This is a genomic window from Shewanella sp. FJAT-52076, assembly GCF_019457455.1.
GTDB classification, from domain to species: Bacteria; Pseudomonadota; Gammaproteobacteria; order Enterobacterales; family Shewanellaceae; genus Shewanella; species Shewanella zhangzhouensis.
Genome location: NZ_CP080415.1, coordinates 1670842 through 1689851, shown reverse-complemented (window position 1 = coordinate 1689851; position 19010 = coordinate 1670842). Strand labels below are relative to the sequence as shown.

General features: G+C 53.5%; 11 protein-coding genes. 6 read left to right on the top strand and 5 right to left on the bottom strand.

Annotated features, from left to right (window positions below; translation table 11 throughout):
* Positions 1–16: 16 nt before the first annotated feature.
* From sucA to sdhC, 5 genes are all read right to left on the bottom strand, one after another.
* Positions 17–2839, bottom strand: coding sequence for a 2-oxoglutarate dehydrogenase E1 component (gene sucA / locus K0H79_RS07285; protein ID WP_220077813.1), 2823 nt, complete (start codon positions 2837–2839; stop codon positions 17–19).
* 192 nt (positions 2840–3031) lie between these two features.
* The gene (locus tag K0H79_RS07280; protein WP_126166581.1) at positions 3032–3739 is read right to left on the bottom strand and encodes a succinate dehydrogenase iron-sulfur subunit; all 708 of its coding nucleotides are present in this window, start codon (positions 3737–3739) and stop codon (positions 3032–3034) included.
* A 12-nt stretch (positions 3740–3751) separates the two neighbouring features.
* On the bottom strand, positions 3752–5518 hold the full coding sequence (sdhA, locus tag K0H79_RS07275) for a succinate dehydrogenase flavoprotein subunit (protein ID WP_220077812.1): 1767 nt from the start codon (positions 5516–5518) through the stop codon (positions 3752–3754).
* A 1-nt stretch (position 5519) separates the two neighbouring features.
* Entirely contained in the window at positions 5520–5867 is a 348-nt protein-coding gene (sdhD, locus tag K0H79_RS07270) for a succinate dehydrogenase, hydrophobic membrane anchor protein (RefSeq protein ID WP_011759539.1), read from the bottom strand.
* Entirely contained in the window at positions 5861–6256 is a 396-nt protein-coding gene (gene sdhC, locus K0H79_RS07265; protein ID WP_011759538.1) for a succinate dehydrogenase, cytochrome b556 subunit, read from the bottom strand. Before sdhC ends, sdhD begins: the two co-directional genes overlap by 7 nt.
* A gap of 412 nt (positions 6257–6668) precedes the next feature.
* Between sdhC and K0H79_RS07260 the strand changes: the two genes are divergently transcribed.
* From K0H79_RS07260 to K0H79_RS07235, 6 genes are all read left to right on the top strand, one after another.
* The gene (locus K0H79_RS07260) at positions 6669–7955 is read left to right on the top strand and encodes a citrate synthase (protein ID WP_220077811.1); all 1287 of its coding nucleotides are present in this window, start codon (positions 6669–6671) and stop codon (positions 7953–7955) included.
* 277 nt (positions 7956–8232) lie between these two features.
* On the top strand, positions 8233–9297 hold the full coding sequence (locus K0H79_RS07255; RefSeq protein WP_220077810.1) for an efflux RND transporter periplasmic adaptor subunit: 1065 nt from the start codon (positions 8233–8235) through the stop codon (positions 9295–9297).
* Between the two features lie 12 nt (positions 9298–9309).
* Complete coding sequence (locus K0H79_RS07250; RefSeq protein ID WP_220077809.1) at positions 9310–12555, top strand: efflux RND transporter permease subunit; 3246 nt, start codon at positions 9310–9312, stop codon at positions 12553–12555.
* Positions 12552–15611 carry an efflux RND transporter permease subunit gene (locus K0H79_RS07245; protein WP_220077808.1) on the top strand — a complete coding sequence of 1020 codons (3060 nt, stop codon included), beginning with the start codon at positions 12552–12554 and terminating at the stop codon, positions 15609–15611. The genes K0H79_RS07250 and K0H79_RS07245 overlap by 4 nt, the downstream gene beginning before the upstream one ends.
* 139 nt (positions 15612–15750) lie before the next feature.
* On the top strand, positions 15751–17094 hold the full coding sequence (locus tag K0H79_RS07240; protein WP_220077807.1) for a sigma-54 dependent transcriptional regulator: 1344 nt from the start codon (positions 15751–15753) through the stop codon (positions 17092–17094).
* A gap of 201 nt (positions 17095–17295) precedes the next feature.
* Positions 17296–18933: a DUF11 domain-containing protein gene (locus K0H79_RS07235; RefSeq protein WP_220077806.1), complete on the top strand. Its 1638-nt coding sequence runs from the start codon at positions 17296–17298 to the stop codon at positions 18931–18933.
* The last annotated feature ends 77 nt before the right edge of the window (positions 18934–19010 follow it).

Here is a 19010-nt window from a genome sequence, read left to right as displayed (position 1 = left end):
TTTTTATAAATGTCTGTTACTTCAAGTTCAAAGCGTCTACCACCAGAGATTCCTGCTGGTGAGCGTGCAATTCTGGGTAGCCACAGGCCGGTGCAGCAGCAGCTTCACGGCCAGCGTAGGTCAGAGTGGCACCCTTGGGAATTGCGGCCCAGAAGTGGTGCTGACTGCAGTACCAGGCACCCTGGTTCTGCGGCTCTTCCTGACACCATACGAAGTCAGTCACGTGCTGATATTCGGCAAGTGCCGCTGCCATCTCTTCGGCAGGGAACGGATACAGCTGCTCGACACGAATAATAGCAACGTTGGTGAGGTTTTCCTTACGACGACGCTCCAGCAGCTCGAAGTACACCTTACCGCTACAGAAAACAACGCGGTTAACGGCTTTCGGATCCAGACTGTCGATTTCACCAATCACGTTCTGGAAGGTACCGTTTGCCAGTTCTTCCAGAGAAGACACGGCCAGAGGGTGACGCAGCAATGACTTGGGCGACATAACCACCAGAGGACGACGCAGTGGGCGAACCACCTGACGGCGCAGCATATGATAAACCTGAGCCGGGGTTGAAGGCACACACACTTGCATGTTGTGGTTGGCACACAGCTGCAGGAAACGCTCCAGACGGGCTGAAGAGTGCTCTGGACCCTGACCTTCGTAGCCATGGGGCAACAGCATGGTCAGACCGCACAGACGGCCCCACTTTTGCTCACCGGACGACAGGAACTGGTCAATCACTACCTGGGCACAGTTAACGAAGTCACCAAACTGAGCTTCCCAAATGGTCAGGCCACCAGGCTCGGCAGTGGCGTAACCGTATTCGAAAGCCAGTACCGAGGCTTCAGACAGCACAGAGTCAGTGATATCAACCGGGCCCTGCTCCTCTGCGAGGTTACGCAGCGGCATATAGGTGGTGGCATCGTTCTGGTTGTGCAGCACAGCGTGACGGTGGAAGAAGGTACCACGGCCAGAATCCTGACCTGTGATGCGCACGCGGTTGTTGTCTTCCAGGATGGTGGCATAAGCCAGTGTCTCGGCAAAACCCCAGTCCAGCAGCTTCTCGCCCTTGGCCATGGCCACGCGGTCGGCGTAAATCTTGGCTACGCGAGACTGCAGTGGGTGAGCTTCTGGCACATAAGCCAGTTTCTCAGCCAGTCGTTGCAGACGAGCCAGCGCAACGGTTGGCTCATAAGACACATCCCAGTCCTGGCCAATAAACGGAGACCAGTCAACGGTACGCAGTGACATGGGACGCCATTCTTTCACGACACAGTCACCCTGATCCAGGGCATCGCGGTAGCCATTAATCATGGCAGTCACTTCGTCGGCGCTGACGGCGTTTTCGGCAATCAGACGGTCGGCGTAGATCTTACGTGGGGTTGGGTGCTTTTTAATCTTCTGGTACATCAGCGGCTGAGTAGCACTTGGCTCGTCAGCTTCGTTGTGACCATGACGACGGTAACACACCAGATCGATCACCACGTCACGCTTGAAGGCGTTACGGTAATCAACGGCAACCTGAGCCACAAAGGCCACGGCTTCAGGATCGTCGGCGTTCACGTGGAAAATCGGTGCCTGTACCATCTTGGCGATGTCGGTACAGTACTCGGTAGACCGCACGTCTTGATGGTTAGAGGTGGTAAAGCCTACCTGGTTGTTCACCACGATACGGATAGAACCACCTACGCGGAAACCACGGGTCTGAGACATGTTGAATGTCTCCTGCACAATGCCCTGCCCTGCAATCGCCGAATCACCGTGAATGGTGATAGGCATAACAGACAGGCCATCTTTGCAGCCACGGCGGTCCTGACGGGCGCGGACTGAACCCATGACAACAGGGTTAACGATTTCCAGGTGCGACGGGTTAAATGCCAGCGCCAGGTGCACGTTGCCACCGGGGGTTTCGAAATCAGAGGAGAAGCCCTGGTGATACTTCACGTCACCGGAGCCTGAACTGTCGGCATGCTTACCGGCAAATTCGTCAAAGAGCTCTGCAGGACGCTTACCCAGCACGTTAACCAGAACGTTCAGACGGCCACGGTGGGCCATACCAACGACGATTTCCTTGGTGCCGGCTTCGCCTGCGCGGTAGATGATTTCGCGCATCATGGGCACCAGTGCATCGCCACCTTCCAAAGAGAAGCGCTTGGCACCGGGGAACTTGGCACCCAGGTACTTTTCCATACCTTCTGCGGCGTTCAGGCCTTCCAGAATACGGTTTTTCACACCTTTATCGAATGCGGCGCGACCCAGGGTTGGCTCGAGGCGTTGCTGGATCCAGCGTTTTTCGTCGGTGTCGGTAATGTGCATGTATTCGGCACCGATAGAACCACAGTAAGTGGCCTTCAGTGCTTTTACCAGCTCACCCAGTTTCAGGGTTTCACCGCCATAGGCGAACGAGCCGGTGTTGAATTCACGCTGCATATCATCGGCGGTCAGGCCGTGGAATGCCGGGTCGAGTTCAACTACTGCGTCACGCTTCCACAGTTCCAGCGGATCCAGATTGGCGTTCTGGTGACCACGGAAACGGTAAGCGTTGATGAGCTGCAGTACCTTAACCTGTTTGGCATCCACTTCGGGGTCGGTCACACGACCGGCGCCTTTACGTTGGCCTTCCTGGGCCAGTGAGCGGAAATAATCACGGATCTTGGAGTGGGAAGCTTCAGGTACATCAGCAGAGGCACCGTTCACGGGAGGGAGATTGTCAAACACCGCACGCCAGTCATCGGACACTGAAGTGGGGTCTTCTTGATAGGCTTCGTACATCTCCTCCACATAGGTCGCGTTCGATCCGTACAGGTGAGATGACTCCAGCCAGGCTTTCATGCTGCCTTGGTGCATTTCTTATCCTTTCAAACTTTATACACGTGCTTAGCCATGGTTTGGCATACAAGGTATGCCGACAGCCGCCCCGGGGGTTCCAATATTACGGCTTCAAGTAGTTCCTTTACACAAAAGAGCCACCATCCCCCGAAAGGGACAGTGACTCTCGCTGAGCTATATCATTATTATCGTTAGCTCATTGTCTTGCATTTACACGGCCCGCTTCAGCAGCATGGACTTGATGTGTCCAATCGCCTTGGTCGGGTTCAGTCCTTTCGGACACACGTCTACGCAGTTCATGATGCCGTGGCAACGGAACACGCTGTAGGCGTCATCAAGCTCGGCCAGACGCTCTTCAGTCGCAGTATCGCGACTGTCGATAAGGAAGCGATAGGCATGCAGCAGACCACTTGGACCCACGAACTTGTCGGGGTTCCACCAGAAAGATGGACAGGCAGTGGAGCAGCAGGCACACATGATACACTCATACAGGCCGTCGAGGTGCGCACGCTCCTCTGGGCTCTGCAGGTGTTCACGGGCAGGCTTCTTCTCATCGTTGATGAGGTATGGCTTGATCTTCTCGTACTGCTTGTAGAACTGGGACAGGTCTACCACCAGGTCACGTACCACGGGCATACCGGGCAGTGGGCGGATTTCAATCTTCTTGCCCTTGAAGGTAGAGATAGGCGTGATACAAGCCAGGCCATTCTTACCGTTCATGTTCATACCGTCCGAACCACACACACCTTCACGGCATGAACGGCGGAACGACAGTGTGGGATCGATTTCTTTCAGCTTCAACAGTGCGTCAAGCACCATCATGTCTGAGCCATCAGGCACTTCGAAGCTGTAATCCTGCATACGTGGCTTGGTATCTACGTCAGGATTGTAACGATAAACTGAAAACTCCAACTTCATCTTCGCAACTCCTTAGTAGGTACGCTTCTTCGGTGGGAAGGCTTCACGGTGCTTGGGTGACATGTTCACTTCGCGCTTGGACATAGCCTCAGTCACGGGGTCGAACAGGCTGTGGCACAGCCAGTTGTCATCATCACGCTCGGTGAAGTCTTCACGGCTGTGAGCACCACGGCTCTCAGTACGGAAGTTAGCGGCGTAAGCAGTCGCGATGGCGGTGGCCATCAGGTTATCCAGCTCCAGACACTCGATACGTTGAGTGTTGAACTCTTTGGAGTTGTCAGACAGCTTGGCATTTTCCAGACGCTTGCGGATGGCTTGCAGCTGCTCGAGGCCTTCGGCCATGGCTTCACCGGTACGGAACACAGAGAAGTTAAGCTGCATACACATTTGCAGGTCTTTACGGATTTGCGCTGGATCTTCGCCGTCTTTATTGCTTTCCCAACGGTTCAGACGAGCCAGTGACGCGTCGATGTCTGCGTCGGTAGCAGCTTTAGGATCGGCTGTCTCGTCCAGGGCTTTACCCAGATGCTGACCAGCCGCACGGCCGAATACTACCAGATCGAGCAGTGAGTTACCGCCAAGACGGTTGGCACCGTGAACAGACACACAGGCGATTTCGCCCACTGCGAACAGACCAACGATATCGGTTTCACTGCCATCTTCATTCTTACGGATCACCTGACCGGATACCTTGGTCGGCAAACCACCCATCATATAGTGACAGGTTGGGATCACAGGGATTGGACCATCGGCCGGATCGATGTGAGCAAAGGTACGGGACAGTTCACACACGCCTGGCAGGCGGGCTTCCAGGGTTTCTTTACCCAGGTGATCAAGCTTGAGCTTGATGTGTGGACCCATAGGACCATCACAGCCACGACCTTCACGGATTTCGGTCATCATGGAACGGGCCACTACGTCACGGGACGCGAGGTCCTTGGCGTTTGGCGCGTAACGCTCCATAAAGCGCTCACCGTCTTTGTTCAGCAGGTAACCACCTTCACCGCGGCAACCTTCGGTTACCAGTACACCGGCACCGGCAATACCGGTTGGGTGGAACTGCCACATTTCCATGTCCTGCAGCTGAACGCCGGCACGGTAAGCCATACCAACACCGTCACCAGTGTTGATGTGAGCGTTGGTGGTAGATGCGTAGATACGGCCAGCACCACCAGTAGCCAGAACAGTGGCCTTGGCTTTGAAGTAAACGATTTCACCGGATTCGATGTCGATGGCAGTACAGCCTACGATGGCGCCATCTTCGTTCTTGACCAGGTCAAGAGCGTACCACTCAGAGAAAACCTGAGTCTTGTTCTTCACGTTCTGCTGATACAGACAGTGCAGCAGGGCGTGACCGGTACGGTCGGCAGCGGCGGCAGTACGAGCAGCCTGCTCACCACCGAAGTTTTTGGACTGGCCACCGAAAGGACGCTGGTAAATCTTGCCGTTTTCGAAACGGGAGAATGGCAGACCCATATGCTCCAGCTCGATAATGGCTTCAGGACCGGTTTGACACATGTATTCGATAGCGTCCTGGTCACCGATAAAGTCGGAACCTTTTACGGTATCGTACATGTGGTATTCCCAGTTATCTTCGTGGGCGTTGCCCAGCGCTACTGTAATACCACCCTGGGCAGATACAGTGTGAGAACGGGTTGGGAATACTTTAGACAGGAGCGCACAGCTCTTGCCTTCTTTGGAAATCTGCAGTGCAGCGCGCATACCGGCACCGCCGGCACCAATCACGACTGCATCAAACTCGCGAACTGGAATACTCACCTTAAACCCCCCACACAATCACAATGCCGGCGGCCAGATAAGCGAAGGCAGTCACGACAAAAGTAAACTGTAATACACCACGCAGCGCTGTTTGCTTGACGTAGTCAGTCAGCACTTGCCAGATACCGATCCAGGCATGGATCAGCAGGGCAATCAGAGCCAGCAGGGTGAACACTTTCATCGGCAGGGTGCTGAACAGCCCGTGCCAGATTTCGAAAGTGAGAGGCGCGCTCAGTGCAATAAAGCTCACCAAGAAGATGGTGTAGCAGGCCAGAATGACCGCACTGGCACGAAGAAGGATAAAGTCATGGACACCACTGCGTCCGAAACTTGCTGCATTGGTTACCATACCCAGATCCCCGCAATGATAGAAAAGGTAATCGCCAGCACGAATACAGCCTTGGCTGATGCGTTACCAGAGCCCAATTCTTCCCAGCGGCCGGTGTCCATCACCAGATGACGGATACCGCCAAGCAGGTGATAACCCAGTGCTGTCAGAATGCCCCAAATAACAAACTTCACCAGGAAGTTGTCAAACAGAGCCTGAACGCCTTGGAAGCTCTCGGCGGATGCCAGAGACGCATGGAGCAACCAAATCAGGATACCCATGGCGAACAGCATGATCACACCAGAGACGCGATGAAGAATGGACACTTTCGCTGTTGCAGGAAAGTGGATGGTTTGCAGATCTAAATGGACAGGTCTTTGCTTTTTCACGTTCTGCTCACTCAGCTCCATTGAGCATTTTATTGTTATGCGAACCGCTTCTGGTCAAACTTTGAACCATGATTTCGGTCACGGCGACAGTCGTCACAAAAGAAAAAGGTGTTATCTCCAGAGGGCTGTTTTGGCTGCCGTTTTTTCATGCAGAGAAAAGGTGCCTAAAGCCTTCTGTAATCAGCCCTTTCGAGCCGCAGCAAGTATACTCGCCGCAAAAGTCAAATACAAACGTCACATTATGCATATTTAGTTTTTTTGGCCTTTTTCTGGGATAAGTACTAGTCTTGACAGGGAAATTGGTCAGACCTATACCATGGTCTAAGGAATTTAAACGCTTATTTAAATTGAAATGTGATCTCGATTGCTTGTAAAGTAGTGGCCGTTTTGACATGCCGCACTCACCACAAGAATGAAGTAAGGAGAACGGGGTATGGCTGATTTGAAAGCCAAATTGGAATTACCGGGGAACGATTCAATTGAACTGCCGGTTAAACAGGGCACCGAAGGTTTCGATGTTATCGATATCAGCAAGCTGGGCAGCAAAGGTTTTTTCACCTTTGATCCAGGGTTTCTGGCCACAGCTTCCTGTGAATCAGCAATTACCTATATCGACGGCGACAAGGGTATTTTGCTGCACCGTGGCTACCCCATCGAGCAGCTGGCAGTAGAATCCAACTATCTGGAACTCTGCTACGCCCTCCTGTACGGCGAACTGCCGTCTAAAGCGCAATACGAACAATTCGCCCACACTGTGAAGAGCCACACCATGGTTCACGAACAGTTGGCATTTTTCTTCCGCGGCTTCCGTCGCGACGCACACCCCATGGCCATGCTTTGCGGTGTGACCGGTGCCCTGTCTGCCTTCTACCAGGACTCTCTGGATGTGAACGACGCCCGTCACCGTGAAATTGCTGCCTATCGTCTGGTATCCAAGATGCCGACGCTGGCCGCCATGTGCTACAAGTATTCCATCGGCCAGCCATTCGTTTACCCACGTAATGACTTAAGCTATGCCGGTAACTTCCTGTCGATGATGTTTGCCGTACCTTGCGAAGAGTACAAGGTAAACCCAATCATCGAGCGCGCCATGGACCGCATCTTCATCCTGCACGCTGACCACGAACAGAATGCCTCTACTTCTACTGTGCGTCTGGCAGGTTCCTCCGGTGCCAACCCATTCGCCTGTATCGCGGCCGGTATTGCGTCTCTGTGGGGTCCTGCCCACGGTGGTGCCAACGAAGCCTGTCTGCGTATGCTGGAAGAAATCGGTACTGTTGACCGTATTCCTGAGTTTATCGAACGCGCTAAAGACAAGAATGATCCATTCCGTCTGATGGGCTTCGGTCACCGCGTATACAAGAACTTTGATCCACGTGCCAAGGTAATGCGTGAAACCTGCCACGAGGTGCTGAGCGAGCTTAAAGTGAACGACCCTCTGCTGGACGTTGCCATGGAGCTTGAGCGTATCGCCCTGAATGATGAGTACTTTATCTCCAAGAAGCTCTACCCGAACGTAGACTTCTACTCTGGTATCATCATGAAGGCCATCGGCATTCCTACCAGCATGTTCACCGTGATCTTCGCTCTGGCCCGTACCGTTGGCTGGATCTCTCACTGGAAAGAAATGCTGGATCAGCCTGGTCACAAGATCAGCCGTCCACGTCAGCTGTACACCGGCGAACACAGCCGCGACTTTGTCAGCGTCGACAAGCGATAACGTCTGTTCCTGTTCAAAAAGGCGCCTTTGGCGCCTTTTTTGTTTCTGTATCGCCCTTCCAGCTTCATCTTTTGTTGCAATTACTGCCTTGAAGTTCACTTGTTAACAGTCTTTAGTATTTCTCACCAACGGATAAACAATTTCACCACTTTTTTACAGTTTGCATGGCGATAAACGCAGCCAATTTACCGCTATCTTATTGTAATAAATGAATTATCCAATTATGGCACGGAAGCTGCTTTTAAAGCGCAACACAGTTAACAGTACAGGTATAACAATGGAAGCCCGCAAATCATTCAAACTCGCCCTCCCCTTACTGCTTGTTGGTGTACTTGCCGCGTGTGGACAGGAAGAAGCCAAGAAGGAAGAAGAAAAATACGCCATACCTGTTGAAACCCAGTTAGTGGTTCAGGGCAACGTTTCCTCATTCTATTCCACTACCGCCACCCTCGAAGCGCCCGTTGAAGCCCATGTGGTCACCCGTATCGCCGGCCTGATAGAAGCCCTGCATGTGGAAGAGGGTGACAGGGTCAAGCAAGGACAATTACTGGCTGTTATCGACGCCAAGCGTCAGCAGTATGAGCTCGACCGCTCCGAAGCCGAAGTACTCATTATCGAGCAGGAGCTTGCACGGGTGAAAAAGATGAAGAGCAAAGACTATGTCAGCGCCGATTCCATCGCCAAACTCGAATACAACCTGCAGGCCGCCAAGGCGCGCCTGGACCTGGCAAAGCTGCAGGTTAAAGAAAGCCAAATCGTGTCCCCCGTGGATGGCATCATCGCCAAGCGCTTCGTTAAAGCCGGCAACATGGCCAAAGAATTCGAAGAGCTCTTCTATGTGGTCAATCAGGACGAGCTTCACGGGATAGTGCATCTGCCGGAACAGCAGCTCTCCAGCCTGCGTCTTGGACAGCATGCCGATATCTACGCCAGCGGTCAGAAAAACCAGGCCGTGAATGCCGAAGTACTGCGCATCAGCCCGGTTGTCGATGCCCAAAGCGGCACCTTTAAGGTCACACTCAAGGTGCCCAATCAAAATGGCGTCCTCAAATCGGGCATGTTTACCCGGGTTGAGCTAAAGTACGACACCCATGAAAACGTCATCACAGTGCCTTATAACGCCATCATCAACCAGGATAACAAGCAGACCCTGTATGTTATTCAGGACACCACGGCCGAGCGTCGCGAAGTAGAGCTGGGTTATCGCGAAGGCAACATGGTTGAAGTAGTCGCGGGTATTGCTCCCGGAGAGCATCTGGTGATCCGTGGGCAGCAAAACCTCAAAGACCAATCGCTGGTTGAAATCATCACCCCACTGGATGTGGCTTCGGTTAAAAAGTAAGGAGCACATCCCATGTCAATAATCACGACTTCCGTTAAACGGCCGGTCACCGTGTGGATGTTTATGCTCGCGGTGATCCTCTTCGGTATGGTGGGTTTCTCCCGTCTGGCAGTGATGCTGCTGCCGGACTTGAGCTACCCCACAGTCACCATACGTACTCTTTATGATGGCGCAGCGCCCGTTGAAGTGGAGCAACTGGTCTCCAAACCAATCGAAGAGTCAGTGGGTACTGTTAAAGGCCTGCGTAAAATCAGTTCAGTGTCCCGCTCTGGTATGTCCGATGTCATCCTCGAATTCGAATGGGGCACAGACATGGACATGGCAAACCTGGATGTCAGGGAAAAACTCGACATCATTGCCCTGCCGCTTGACGTGCAAAAGCCATTGCTGCTGCGCTTTAATCCCAACCTCGACCCCATCATGCGTGTCGCTCTCTCGCGGGAGGAAGCCAGCGGCGATGAACTGAAGCAACTGCGTACCTATGCCGACGAAGAGCTCAAACGCCAGTTAGAAGGCTTACCGGGCGTGGCCGCAGTTCGCCTGTCGGGAGGTCTGGAGCAGGAAGTGCAAATCCTGCTGAATCAGGAGCGTCTGGCACAGCTTGATTTGGATGCTGAGCAAATTCGCAGTCGTATCGCGGCAGAAAACCTCAACGTGTCTGCAGGTAAAGTGGTTCAGGGCGATAAAGAGTATCTGGTGCGCACCCTTAACCAGTTCAACTCCCTCGAGGAACTGGGCCAGGTGGTGGTGTACCGCAATGGTCAAAGCCTGGTGCGTTTGTTTGAAGTGGCCACCATCATCGACGGCCACAAAGAGCGCAGCGATATCACCCGCATAGGTCAGCGCGAGTCCATTGAGCTTGCCATCTATAAAGAGGGCGATGCCAATACTGTGACTGTGGCGAAAAAGCTGAAGCAGGATATTGAACGCATCAACGGGAAAGATCCCCTCGCCAGGATGGAAATCATCTACGATCAGTCCGAGTTTATCGAAAGTGCCGTCAGCGAGGTGACCTCCTCGGCGTTGATTGGCTCTGTTCTGGCCATGCTGGTGATTTACCTGTTCCTGCGGGACATCATCCCAACACTGATTATCTCCATCTCTATCCCCTTTTCGGTGATAGCCACCTTCAACATGATGTATTTCGCTGACATCAGCCTCAACATCATGTCCCTTGGCGGTATTGCACTGGCGGTGGGCCTGTTGGTGGATAATGCCATTGTGGTGCTGGAGAACATCGACAGATACAAGCAGCAGGGGCTCTCGCGCATGGACGCCGCCATCAAGGGAACCAGGGAAGTGAGCGGCGCCATATTTGCCTCGACCCTCACTACGCTTGCGGTATTTGTACCTCTGGTGTTCGTGGACGGTATTGCCGGTGCGCTCTTCTCCGATCAGGCGCTTACCGTGACCTTTGCCCTGCTCGCCTCTCTGCTGGTTGCCCTGACCTCCATTCCCATGCTGGCTTCACGGGAAGGCTTTAAGGCCCTGCCGCCACTGCTGGAAAAAGAGTCCAAGGCCAAACCTGAAGGTAAAATGGGTAAGCTCAAGCATTACAGCGCTACTGTGTTCAGTTTCCCCTTTGTTCTGCTTTTCAAATGGTTACCTGCCGCGATATTGACGATGGCGCTGTCATTGAGCCGTCTGCTCTCCTGGCTGATGGGCATGTTGCTCAGGCCCTTCACCTGGTTGTTTAACCTGGGCTACCGCGCACTGGAAGCCAGTTACCGTCCGCTGCTGGCCGCTGCCCTGAAGGCCAGAATTCTGACAGTCGTGGTTGCCCTTGGCATTACAGCCAGTGCAGGGCTTTTGCTGCCACGGCTCGGCATGGAGCTCATCCCCAACATGGATCAGGGTGAATTCTATGTGGAAATCCTGCTGCCGCCCGGCACCGAAGTTGGTGAAACCGATAGGGTTCTTCAACAGTTGGCTTTCGCCATCAAAGACATGCCAGCGGTTAAACACGCCTACAGCCAGGCCGGCAGCGGCGGCTTGATGACCTCGGATGTCAGCCGTGGTGGAGAAAACTGGGGCCGTTTGCAGGTGGTACTCGCCGATCATGACGCCTTTGACCAGGTCAGCGATGTGCTGCGCCATGAAATCCGCCGTATTCCTGAGCTCGAGGCCAAGGTCAAATATCCCGAACTCTTCAGCTTCCGTACCCCACTCGAAATCGAACTGCGCGGCTATGAGCTGGATTTGCTAAAGCAAAGCGCCGACAGTCTTGTGCGTGCACTGGGCGAGTCAGAGCGTTTCGCCGATATCAATACCAGCCTGCGGGATGGACAGCCTGAGCTGGCCATTCACTTCGACAGTAACCGTTTGGCGGCGCTGGGCATGGAAGCCCCCACAGTGGCCAACCGTATCGCACAGCGTATCGGTGGCACTGTCGCCAGTAAGTACAGCCTGCGTGACCGCAAAATTGATATCCTGGTGCGCGCTGAAGAAACCGAGCGCGACCAAATCAGCGATATCGGCAACATGATAATTAACCCTGATGCGGCGACCCCAATCCCGCTGTCGGCAGTGGCCGATGTCAAACTCGAGTTGGGTCCATCTGCCATCAACCGTATCAGCCAACAGCGTGTTGCTTTGGTATCGGCTAACCTCGCCTATGGGGATCTGGCCGAGGCGGTCACGGAAGCCCGCAGTATTTTGGCCAAACAGCAGCTGCCTGCTTCCATTCAGGCCAGTTTTGGTGGTCAGAATGAAGAAATGGAACACTCGTTCCAGTCGCTGCAAATCGCGCTGGTGCTGGCGGTATTCCTGGTCTATCTGGTGATGGCCAGCCAGTTCGAGTCTTTCCTGCATCCGCTGCTTATTCTCTTTGCCGTGCCCATGGCCGTCAGTGGCAGTGTGTTTGGCCTGTATCTCACCGGCACCCATGTGTCAGTGGTGGTGTTTATCGGCCTTATCATGTTGGCGGGGATTGTGGTGAACAATGCCATCGTCCTGATTGACCGTATCAATCAGCTGCGCAGCGAAGGCGTTGAAAAACTGGAGGCCATCAGCGAGGCCGCCAAGTCCCGGTTGCGCCCGATTATGATGACCACACTGACCACTGTACTGGGCCTGTTGCCCATGGCGCTTGGCCTGGGTGATGGCGCCGAGGTGCGTGCCCCCATGGCCATCACAGTGATTTTTGGTCTGGCGCTGTCTACCTTGCTGACGCTGGTGCTCATTCCTGTGCTCTACGCCCTGTTTGACCGCAAAGACTTTGCCACCAAAGCCCCTGTGACCGTGGAGGCTGGCGTATGAATATCACCAAACTCGCGGTCCGCCGCCCGGTCACAACTGTAATGTGTTTTGTCGCCATACTGCTGTTTGGTATGGCCTCTACCAGGTTGTTGCCACTGGAACTCTTTCCCGGAATCGACATTCCTCAGGTGATGGTGCAGGTCCCCTATAAGGGGTCCACACCCGCCGAGGTTGAGCGCGATATCACCCGGGTGTTGGAAGAGTCCCTCGCCACCATGAGTGGCATTGAGAGAATGACCTCAGAATCCAGCCAGGATGGCGCCTTTATCGAACTCAGTATGAAGTGGGGCGAAAACACCGCCACCAAAAGCCTTGAGGCCCGTGAAAAGGTCGATGCGGTAAGACACTTGCTACCTAAAGATGTAGAGCGGGTATTCATCCAGCAGTTCTCCACATCAGACATGCCCATCTTTAACCTGCGTATTTCCAGTGAACGGGAGCTTTCCGGCGCCTACGACTTGCTGGAAAAGCAGCTGCGTCAGCCCCTTGAGCGCGTGGAAGGAGTCTCTCAGGTTACCCTCTACGGGGTGGAGCAAAAACAAATCAGTATCCGGGTGGATGCCGACTTGCTGGCCGCTTCCGGGATATCTTCTGCCGAACTTAACCGCCGTCTGCAGGCCGAAAACTTCGTGATAGCCGGTGGTACGCTGCGTCAGGACAAATCCGTCTATCAGGTTTCCCCCAAGGGAGAGTTTCGCTCCCTCAAGGAGATTGAAGACATAGTCCTCACGCGGGGCGTGCGTCTTGGCGACATCGCCAAGATTAACTATGAGCTGCCTGAGCGTATCGAAGGTCGTCATCTGGATCAGCGTTATGCCGTGGGCCTGGATGTATTTAAAGAGTCAGGTGCCAACCTGGTGGAAGTGTCAGCCCGGGTTATGCGGGTCATTGAAGAGGTAAAAGCCGATAAACAGTTCAACGGTATCAAGCTCTTTATCATGGAAGATCAGGCAGAAGGGGTAAAATCCTCCCTGTGGGATCTGATGATGGCCGGCCTTATAGGTGCCGCCCTCTCCTTTGCCGTGCTCTACCTGTTTTTGCGCAACATGGGAATGACGCTGATAGTGGTGTCTTCGGTGCCCATTTCAATCTGTATGACTCTGGCCGCCATGTATCTGCTTGGCTACAGCCTGAACATACTGTCGATGATGGGCTTGCTGCTCGCCGTGGGCATGCTCATTGATAACGCGGTGGTGGTCACCGAAAGCGTACTGCAGGAAAAACAGAAAGAGCCCCACGAGAGCAAGGACAAGGCCGTGCTGGCAGGGGTGGATAAGGTTGCGCTGGCCGTACTCGCCGGTACCCTGACCACGGCCATTGTATTTTTCCCCAATATTTTTGGCGCCAAGGTGCAGCTCACCATCTTCCTCGAGCACGTGGCCATCGCCATCTGTATTTCTCTGGGCGCCTCGCTGCTGGTTGCCAAGACACTTATTCCACTGATGCTGACCCGCATTCACATCCATCATGAGGACAAAACCCATAAATCCCGGGTGCAGCGTTTTTATGAAGTAAGCCTGAACTGGGTGCTGACCCACCCCAGATGGAGCACACTGATAGCAGTGCTGATGCTGGCATCAACCGCGCTGCCCCTTGCGAATGTGAAGCAGGATCAGGAAGATGGCGCCAGCAAGCAGCGACTCTTTATCAATTATCAGATTGAAGGTCGCCATGCCCTTGCCGTTACCGAAGCCGTAGTTGCCGAGATGGAGAGCTACCTCTACGCCCACAAAGAGGAGTTTTTCATCGACTCGGTTTACAGCTACTACAACCCCGAGCGCGCCTCTTCAACCGTGCTGTTCACAAAAGGCGCTGAGTTTGACCTCGAAACCCTGAAGAAAAATATGCGGGAAGGTTTCCCCAAGTTCTCCATCGCCAAGCCACAGTTCGGCTGGAGCAATGACCGCCAGGGCGTACGCGTCACCCTGACGGGTCGCTCCACCAGCGAGCTGATGCGCTTAAGCGAGGAAGCCTTGCCTATGCTGAGCGCCATTGAGGGGCTTGAAGACGTCAATTCCGAGGTCAGTGGTGCACAGCAGGAGGTGCTTATCCGGGTTAACCGCGACATGGCGGCGCGCCTTGGCACCCAGGCCAGCGACATTGCCCGCGCCATCGCAACGGCGCTGCGTGGCCAAATGCTCAGAAGTTTTCGTCATGACCCCAGTGGGGAAATCCGAATCGAACTTGCCTACGAGAAAAGCTGGCAACAGTCCCTGGAAAAGCTCAAGCAGTTGCCGGTGCTGAAAATAGACGAGCGGGTGTACAGCCTGTCGTCACTGGCGGAGGTGGACATTGCGCCCCGCTTTGACACCATACGCCACTTTAACCGTAAGACGGCACTCTCCATCGGCGCCAACGTGGAAGGCATTACCACCGAAGAAGCCCAGGAGAAGATCAAGCAGGCCATGAGTCATCTTAATCTGCCCCATGGCTATGAATACTCGCTCAGGGGCGGTTTTGAGCGTCAGGATGAAGATCAGCAAATCATGGTGGTGAACATGCTGCTGGCCGTGGCAATGATTTATATCGTCATGGCAGCCCTGTTTGAATCCTTGCTGCTGCCGTCGGCCATTATTACCTCCATCCTGTTTTCCATCACAGGGGTATTCTGGGCACTGTGGCTTACCGGCACGCCCAACGGCGTGATGGCCATGATTGGCATACTCATTCTGATGGGGATTGTGGTGAACAACGGCATAGTACTGGTTGACCAAATCAACCAGATGACACCTTCTTTGGAAGAACTGTCTGCCACCATACATGCGGTGTGTATCACCCGTCTGCGGCCGGTGTTGATGACGGTGGGCACCACAGTGCTGGGTCTTGTGCCCCTTGCCATGGGCGACACGCAAATCGGCGGTGGCGGTCCCCCATACTACCCTATGGCCATTGCCATTATCGGTGGACTCAGCTTCTCCACTGTCACCAGTTTGTTTCTGGTTCCCTTGTGCTATCAAGCGCTTTATCGCTTAAGACACAGGGCCGCCCAGGGATTGTGGATGGCAAATAAACGTACAGACAAGATGCTGCCCTGGCTGGCAGGTAAAACAGACTGATCTGACAAGCATCAAGGGCCGCATTCTGCGGCCCTTTTTGTTGACAACTCTGGCCAAAAACATCACTCCGGATTCCTTGAGAGACCGCCAATTCTTGCATACACTCAGGATCCGGCGTTGTGATGGAAATGCAACCGACATGAACAAAGTGGTGCAAAAGGAAACCCGCGCTGCTGGCACAATGCCCCGCCATCTGTTGCTCCTGTCTAAATCCCAGGAAGCAACAGATGTAAGTCGTCGCCTCGCGGCATACGGCTGGCATTGTCTGACTGCCGCCAGCGGTCATGAAGCAATTTTAAAACTGAGCGGACAGCAGTTGGGTGTCGCCGTCGCCATGCTGTGCCCCCGTGCCGATACCCTGTCTTCAGACATCGCCCTCATTCAAAGCCACTTCCCTCACTTGCTCTGGATAGCCCTCACCGACGGAAAACTGGATAAAGCCTGCCAGTGGCTGCTCAGCGCCCGCTTTATCGACTATCACCATTCTCCCCTTGACTGGGACAGCGTCAACAAAGCCTTGGGCCACGCCGACGGCATGGCCAAATTACTGCCGGTAAAAACCCCAGGGGTTAAAATTACCGATATTTTGGGAACACATCCCTGTATCCTCCGGCTGAAACAGGATCTGAAAAAACTGGCCAGTACCGACGAAACAGTGCTGCTCAGTGGTGAAACCGGCACCGGCAAAGGTCTGTGCGCCAAATGGCTGCACCGCATGTCTGCCCGGTCCGATGGTCCTTTTATTGCCCTTAACTGCGGCGCCTTACCCAATGGCCTTATCCAATCCACCCTGTTTGGCCACGAGAAGGGAGCCTTTACCGGCGCCGACAGACAGCATCAGGGTCACATAGAACAAGCCAAAGACGGGGTCTTGTTTTTGGATGAAATTGCCGATCTGCCGCTGGAGCTGCAAGTTAACCTGCTCCATTTCCTGGATGACAGACAAATCACCCGTATCGGTGGCAAGAGCCCACTGAAGATAAACTGCCGCATCATTTTTGCGACGCATCAAAACCTTGAAAAAGCGGTCGATGAAGGTACTTTCCGGGAAGACCTCTACCACAGGATTAATGTGCTCCGATTGCATGTTCCCAGCCTGAGAGAGTACAGCACAGAAGTAAAGTTGATGGCCGAAGCCTTTCTTGCCCAGCTTTCCCCTCCAAACCGTTCCTTGAGTTTCAGTGACAGTGCCATTGCGACCATGCGCCATTACGACTGGCCGGGTAATGTCAGAGAGCTGCAAAACCGCATACGGCGAGCGGTGATTATGGCGGAAACACCGCTTATTACACCGGACGATTTAGGCCTAAGCGTTGCCATTCACGCCAAACACCGCGACCTGGTCAGTCAGCGCGATGAGCTGGACGTTGAAGCGGTTCTCAAAGCAATCAGCGACCATAAACATAATATTTCAGCCGCCGCGAGGGCGTTGAATATTTCCCGCTCCACCCTCTATCGCTTGCTGAAAAAAGAACCCAGTTAGGTGTGTCAGTGTCGCAGGTAAACGCGACAACCTGCTTCATATATGCAACAGTTCTACCCACCATAAAATAAATTTCCTCATATAAACATATAGATAACTTCAGGCTCAAGTCTTGCTAAGACTAAGCGTGACCACGCCCATTACGCCCCCTGTCCGCATAAGAAGACGTAACGGGTTACGCATGCATAGAAGGAGCTAAAAATGAAACTACTCTGTAAAGGAAAGATACTTCGTAGGTTCAGCGCACTGGCGCTGGGTTTCACGATGGGTATGGCCGCAACGCCAGCGTTTGCGGTTCATGATGACATATTCGAATTGGAGGGCAATGCCGTACAGGATGCCGTTGCACCACCCTATGACTGGGCAACCCTGTACAACAATGGCAGTAATAATGGTGGTGACCCACTGAGATTTACAGGCATAGTCGACGATACGCCAGATGCATCTGGAATCGACAGCAGTATTTTCACAGGTGGCCGTAAAGACATTCAGGACGTTAGCGACTGGGCTCACAAAATGGGTAGCTCACCGGATAAAGATGAAATTACCCACGCTTATGCGGCAGCCTATAACATCAATGATGACCTGGTGGTGTACTTTGGCGCTGACAGGATCTCCAACAAGGGTGATGCCTTCCTGGGATTCTGGTTCTTTAAACAGCATGTAGCAGCCTTGCCAAACGGCAGCTTCGAGGGCATGCACACAAACGGTGATGTACTGGTTCTGGCAAACTTCCCGCAATCAGTAAACGCGAGCCCCGAAATCCGTGTGGATGTGTGGGATTCAAGCTGTACCAAGGCCGCCAACAACAATCCCGCTGCCGGTGAGTGTGATGCCGCCAATCTGCGTCTGCTTTACAAAGGGGCAGCCATTTGCGGCTCTGGCCTGGGTAACGATTTGGTATGCGCCATTACCAATGATGAGAACGGGTCATACGACCCTACCCCGTCACCATGGCCATATCAGTCTAAAAACAGCAACAACGCCAATGAGTTCCCATATGAAACCTTCTTTGAAGGTGGCATTAACCTGACTCAGTTGGTGGGTGGTGACAGTTGCTTCAGCAGTTTTATGGCAGAAACCCGTTCTTCCAGCGAGTTTACCGCCACGCTGAAAGACTTTGTCATCCATGACTTTGAACTCTGCAGTGTTGATATTACCAAGACCTGTAGTCAGGCCCGGGTCAACGCAACAGAAACCGGCTATGAGTATGACTTTACTTATAAAGTCATCAACGATGGCGCAGGCACCCTGTACAACGTAGTGGTAACCGATAACGTGGCCAATCAAACCTTTAATGTTGGCACCCTGGCAAAAGGTGCAATGGCTGAAGGTGGTGGCACCTTTGAAAGTAACCTCAACGGCCTGCAAAATACGGTTACAGTAACAGCAGCCGGCACACCAAGTGGGGATTCCACCATCTCCGATACCGGTGGCGCCGATTGTCAATCACTGAGCATTTCGCCCATGATTAATGTGACCAAAGACTGTAATTCCAACTTCGTTGAAACTGAAAATGGTGTGATTGCCAAGGTCAGCTTCTCTGGACAGGTTTGTAATACCACAGCCAATAACCTCACACTGATCAACGTAACAGTCACCGATGACTCAGGTACTCCATCCGATCCATCCGATGACGTGGATGTGCTTTCAGGTGTGACTTTGGGCGGCGGCGTATGTATGCCTTACTCAGGCGATTACGTACCTAAAGCCTTTACCTCTGCAGTAGACAAGACCTTCAGTGACACCGTCTTTGCAGTCGGACAACTGAAGATTGATGGTTCAAGTGCCTTCAGTGAAAACTCTGCCACCTGTCCTATTTGTCCAAGTAGCGACTAGCGGCTAATCAGGCAGTGGCTTGATTATGAGCCACAAGACCTGATTCCAGAAAGTGCACAAACAAAAAGCCCGGTATC

Coding starts and splice junctions, on each gene's coding strand:
- sucA (WP_220077813.1), bottom strand. CDS start 2,839: ATGCACCAAGGCAGCATGAAAGCCTGGCTGGAGTCATCTCACCTGTAC.
- K0H79_RS07280 (WP_126166581.1), bottom strand. CDS start 3,739: ATGAAGTTGGAGTTTTCAGTTTATCGTTACAATCCTGACGTAGATACC.
- sdhD (WP_011759539.1), bottom strand. CDS start 5,867: ATGGTAACCAATGCAGCAAGTTTCGGACGCAGTGGTGTCCATGACTTT.
- sdhC (WP_011759538.1), bottom strand. CDS start 6,256: ATGGAGCTGAGTGAGCAGAACGTGAAAAAGCAAAGACCTGTCCATTTA.
- K0H79_RS07260 (WP_220077811.1), top strand. CDS start 6,669: ATGGCTGATTTGAAAGCCAAATTGGAATTACCGGGGAACGATTCAATT.
- K0H79_RS07255 (WP_220077810.1), top strand. CDS start 8,233: ATGGAAGCCCGCAAATCATTCAAACTCGCCCTCCCCTTACTGCTTGTT.
- K0H79_RS07250 (WP_220077809.1), top strand. CDS start 9,310: ATGTCAATAATCACGACTTCCGTTAAACGGCCGGTCACCGTGTGGATG.
- K0H79_RS07245 (WP_220077808.1), top strand. CDS start 12,552: ATGAATATCACCAAACTCGCGGTCCGCCGCCCGGTCACAACTGTAATG.
- K0H79_RS07240 (WP_220077807.1), top strand. CDS start 15,751: ATGAACAAAGTGGTGCAAAAGGAAACCCGCGCTGCTGGCACAATGCCC.
- K0H79_RS07235 (WP_220077806.1), top strand. CDS start 17,296: ATGAAACTACTCTGTAAAGGAAAGATACTTCGTAGGTTCAGCGCACTG.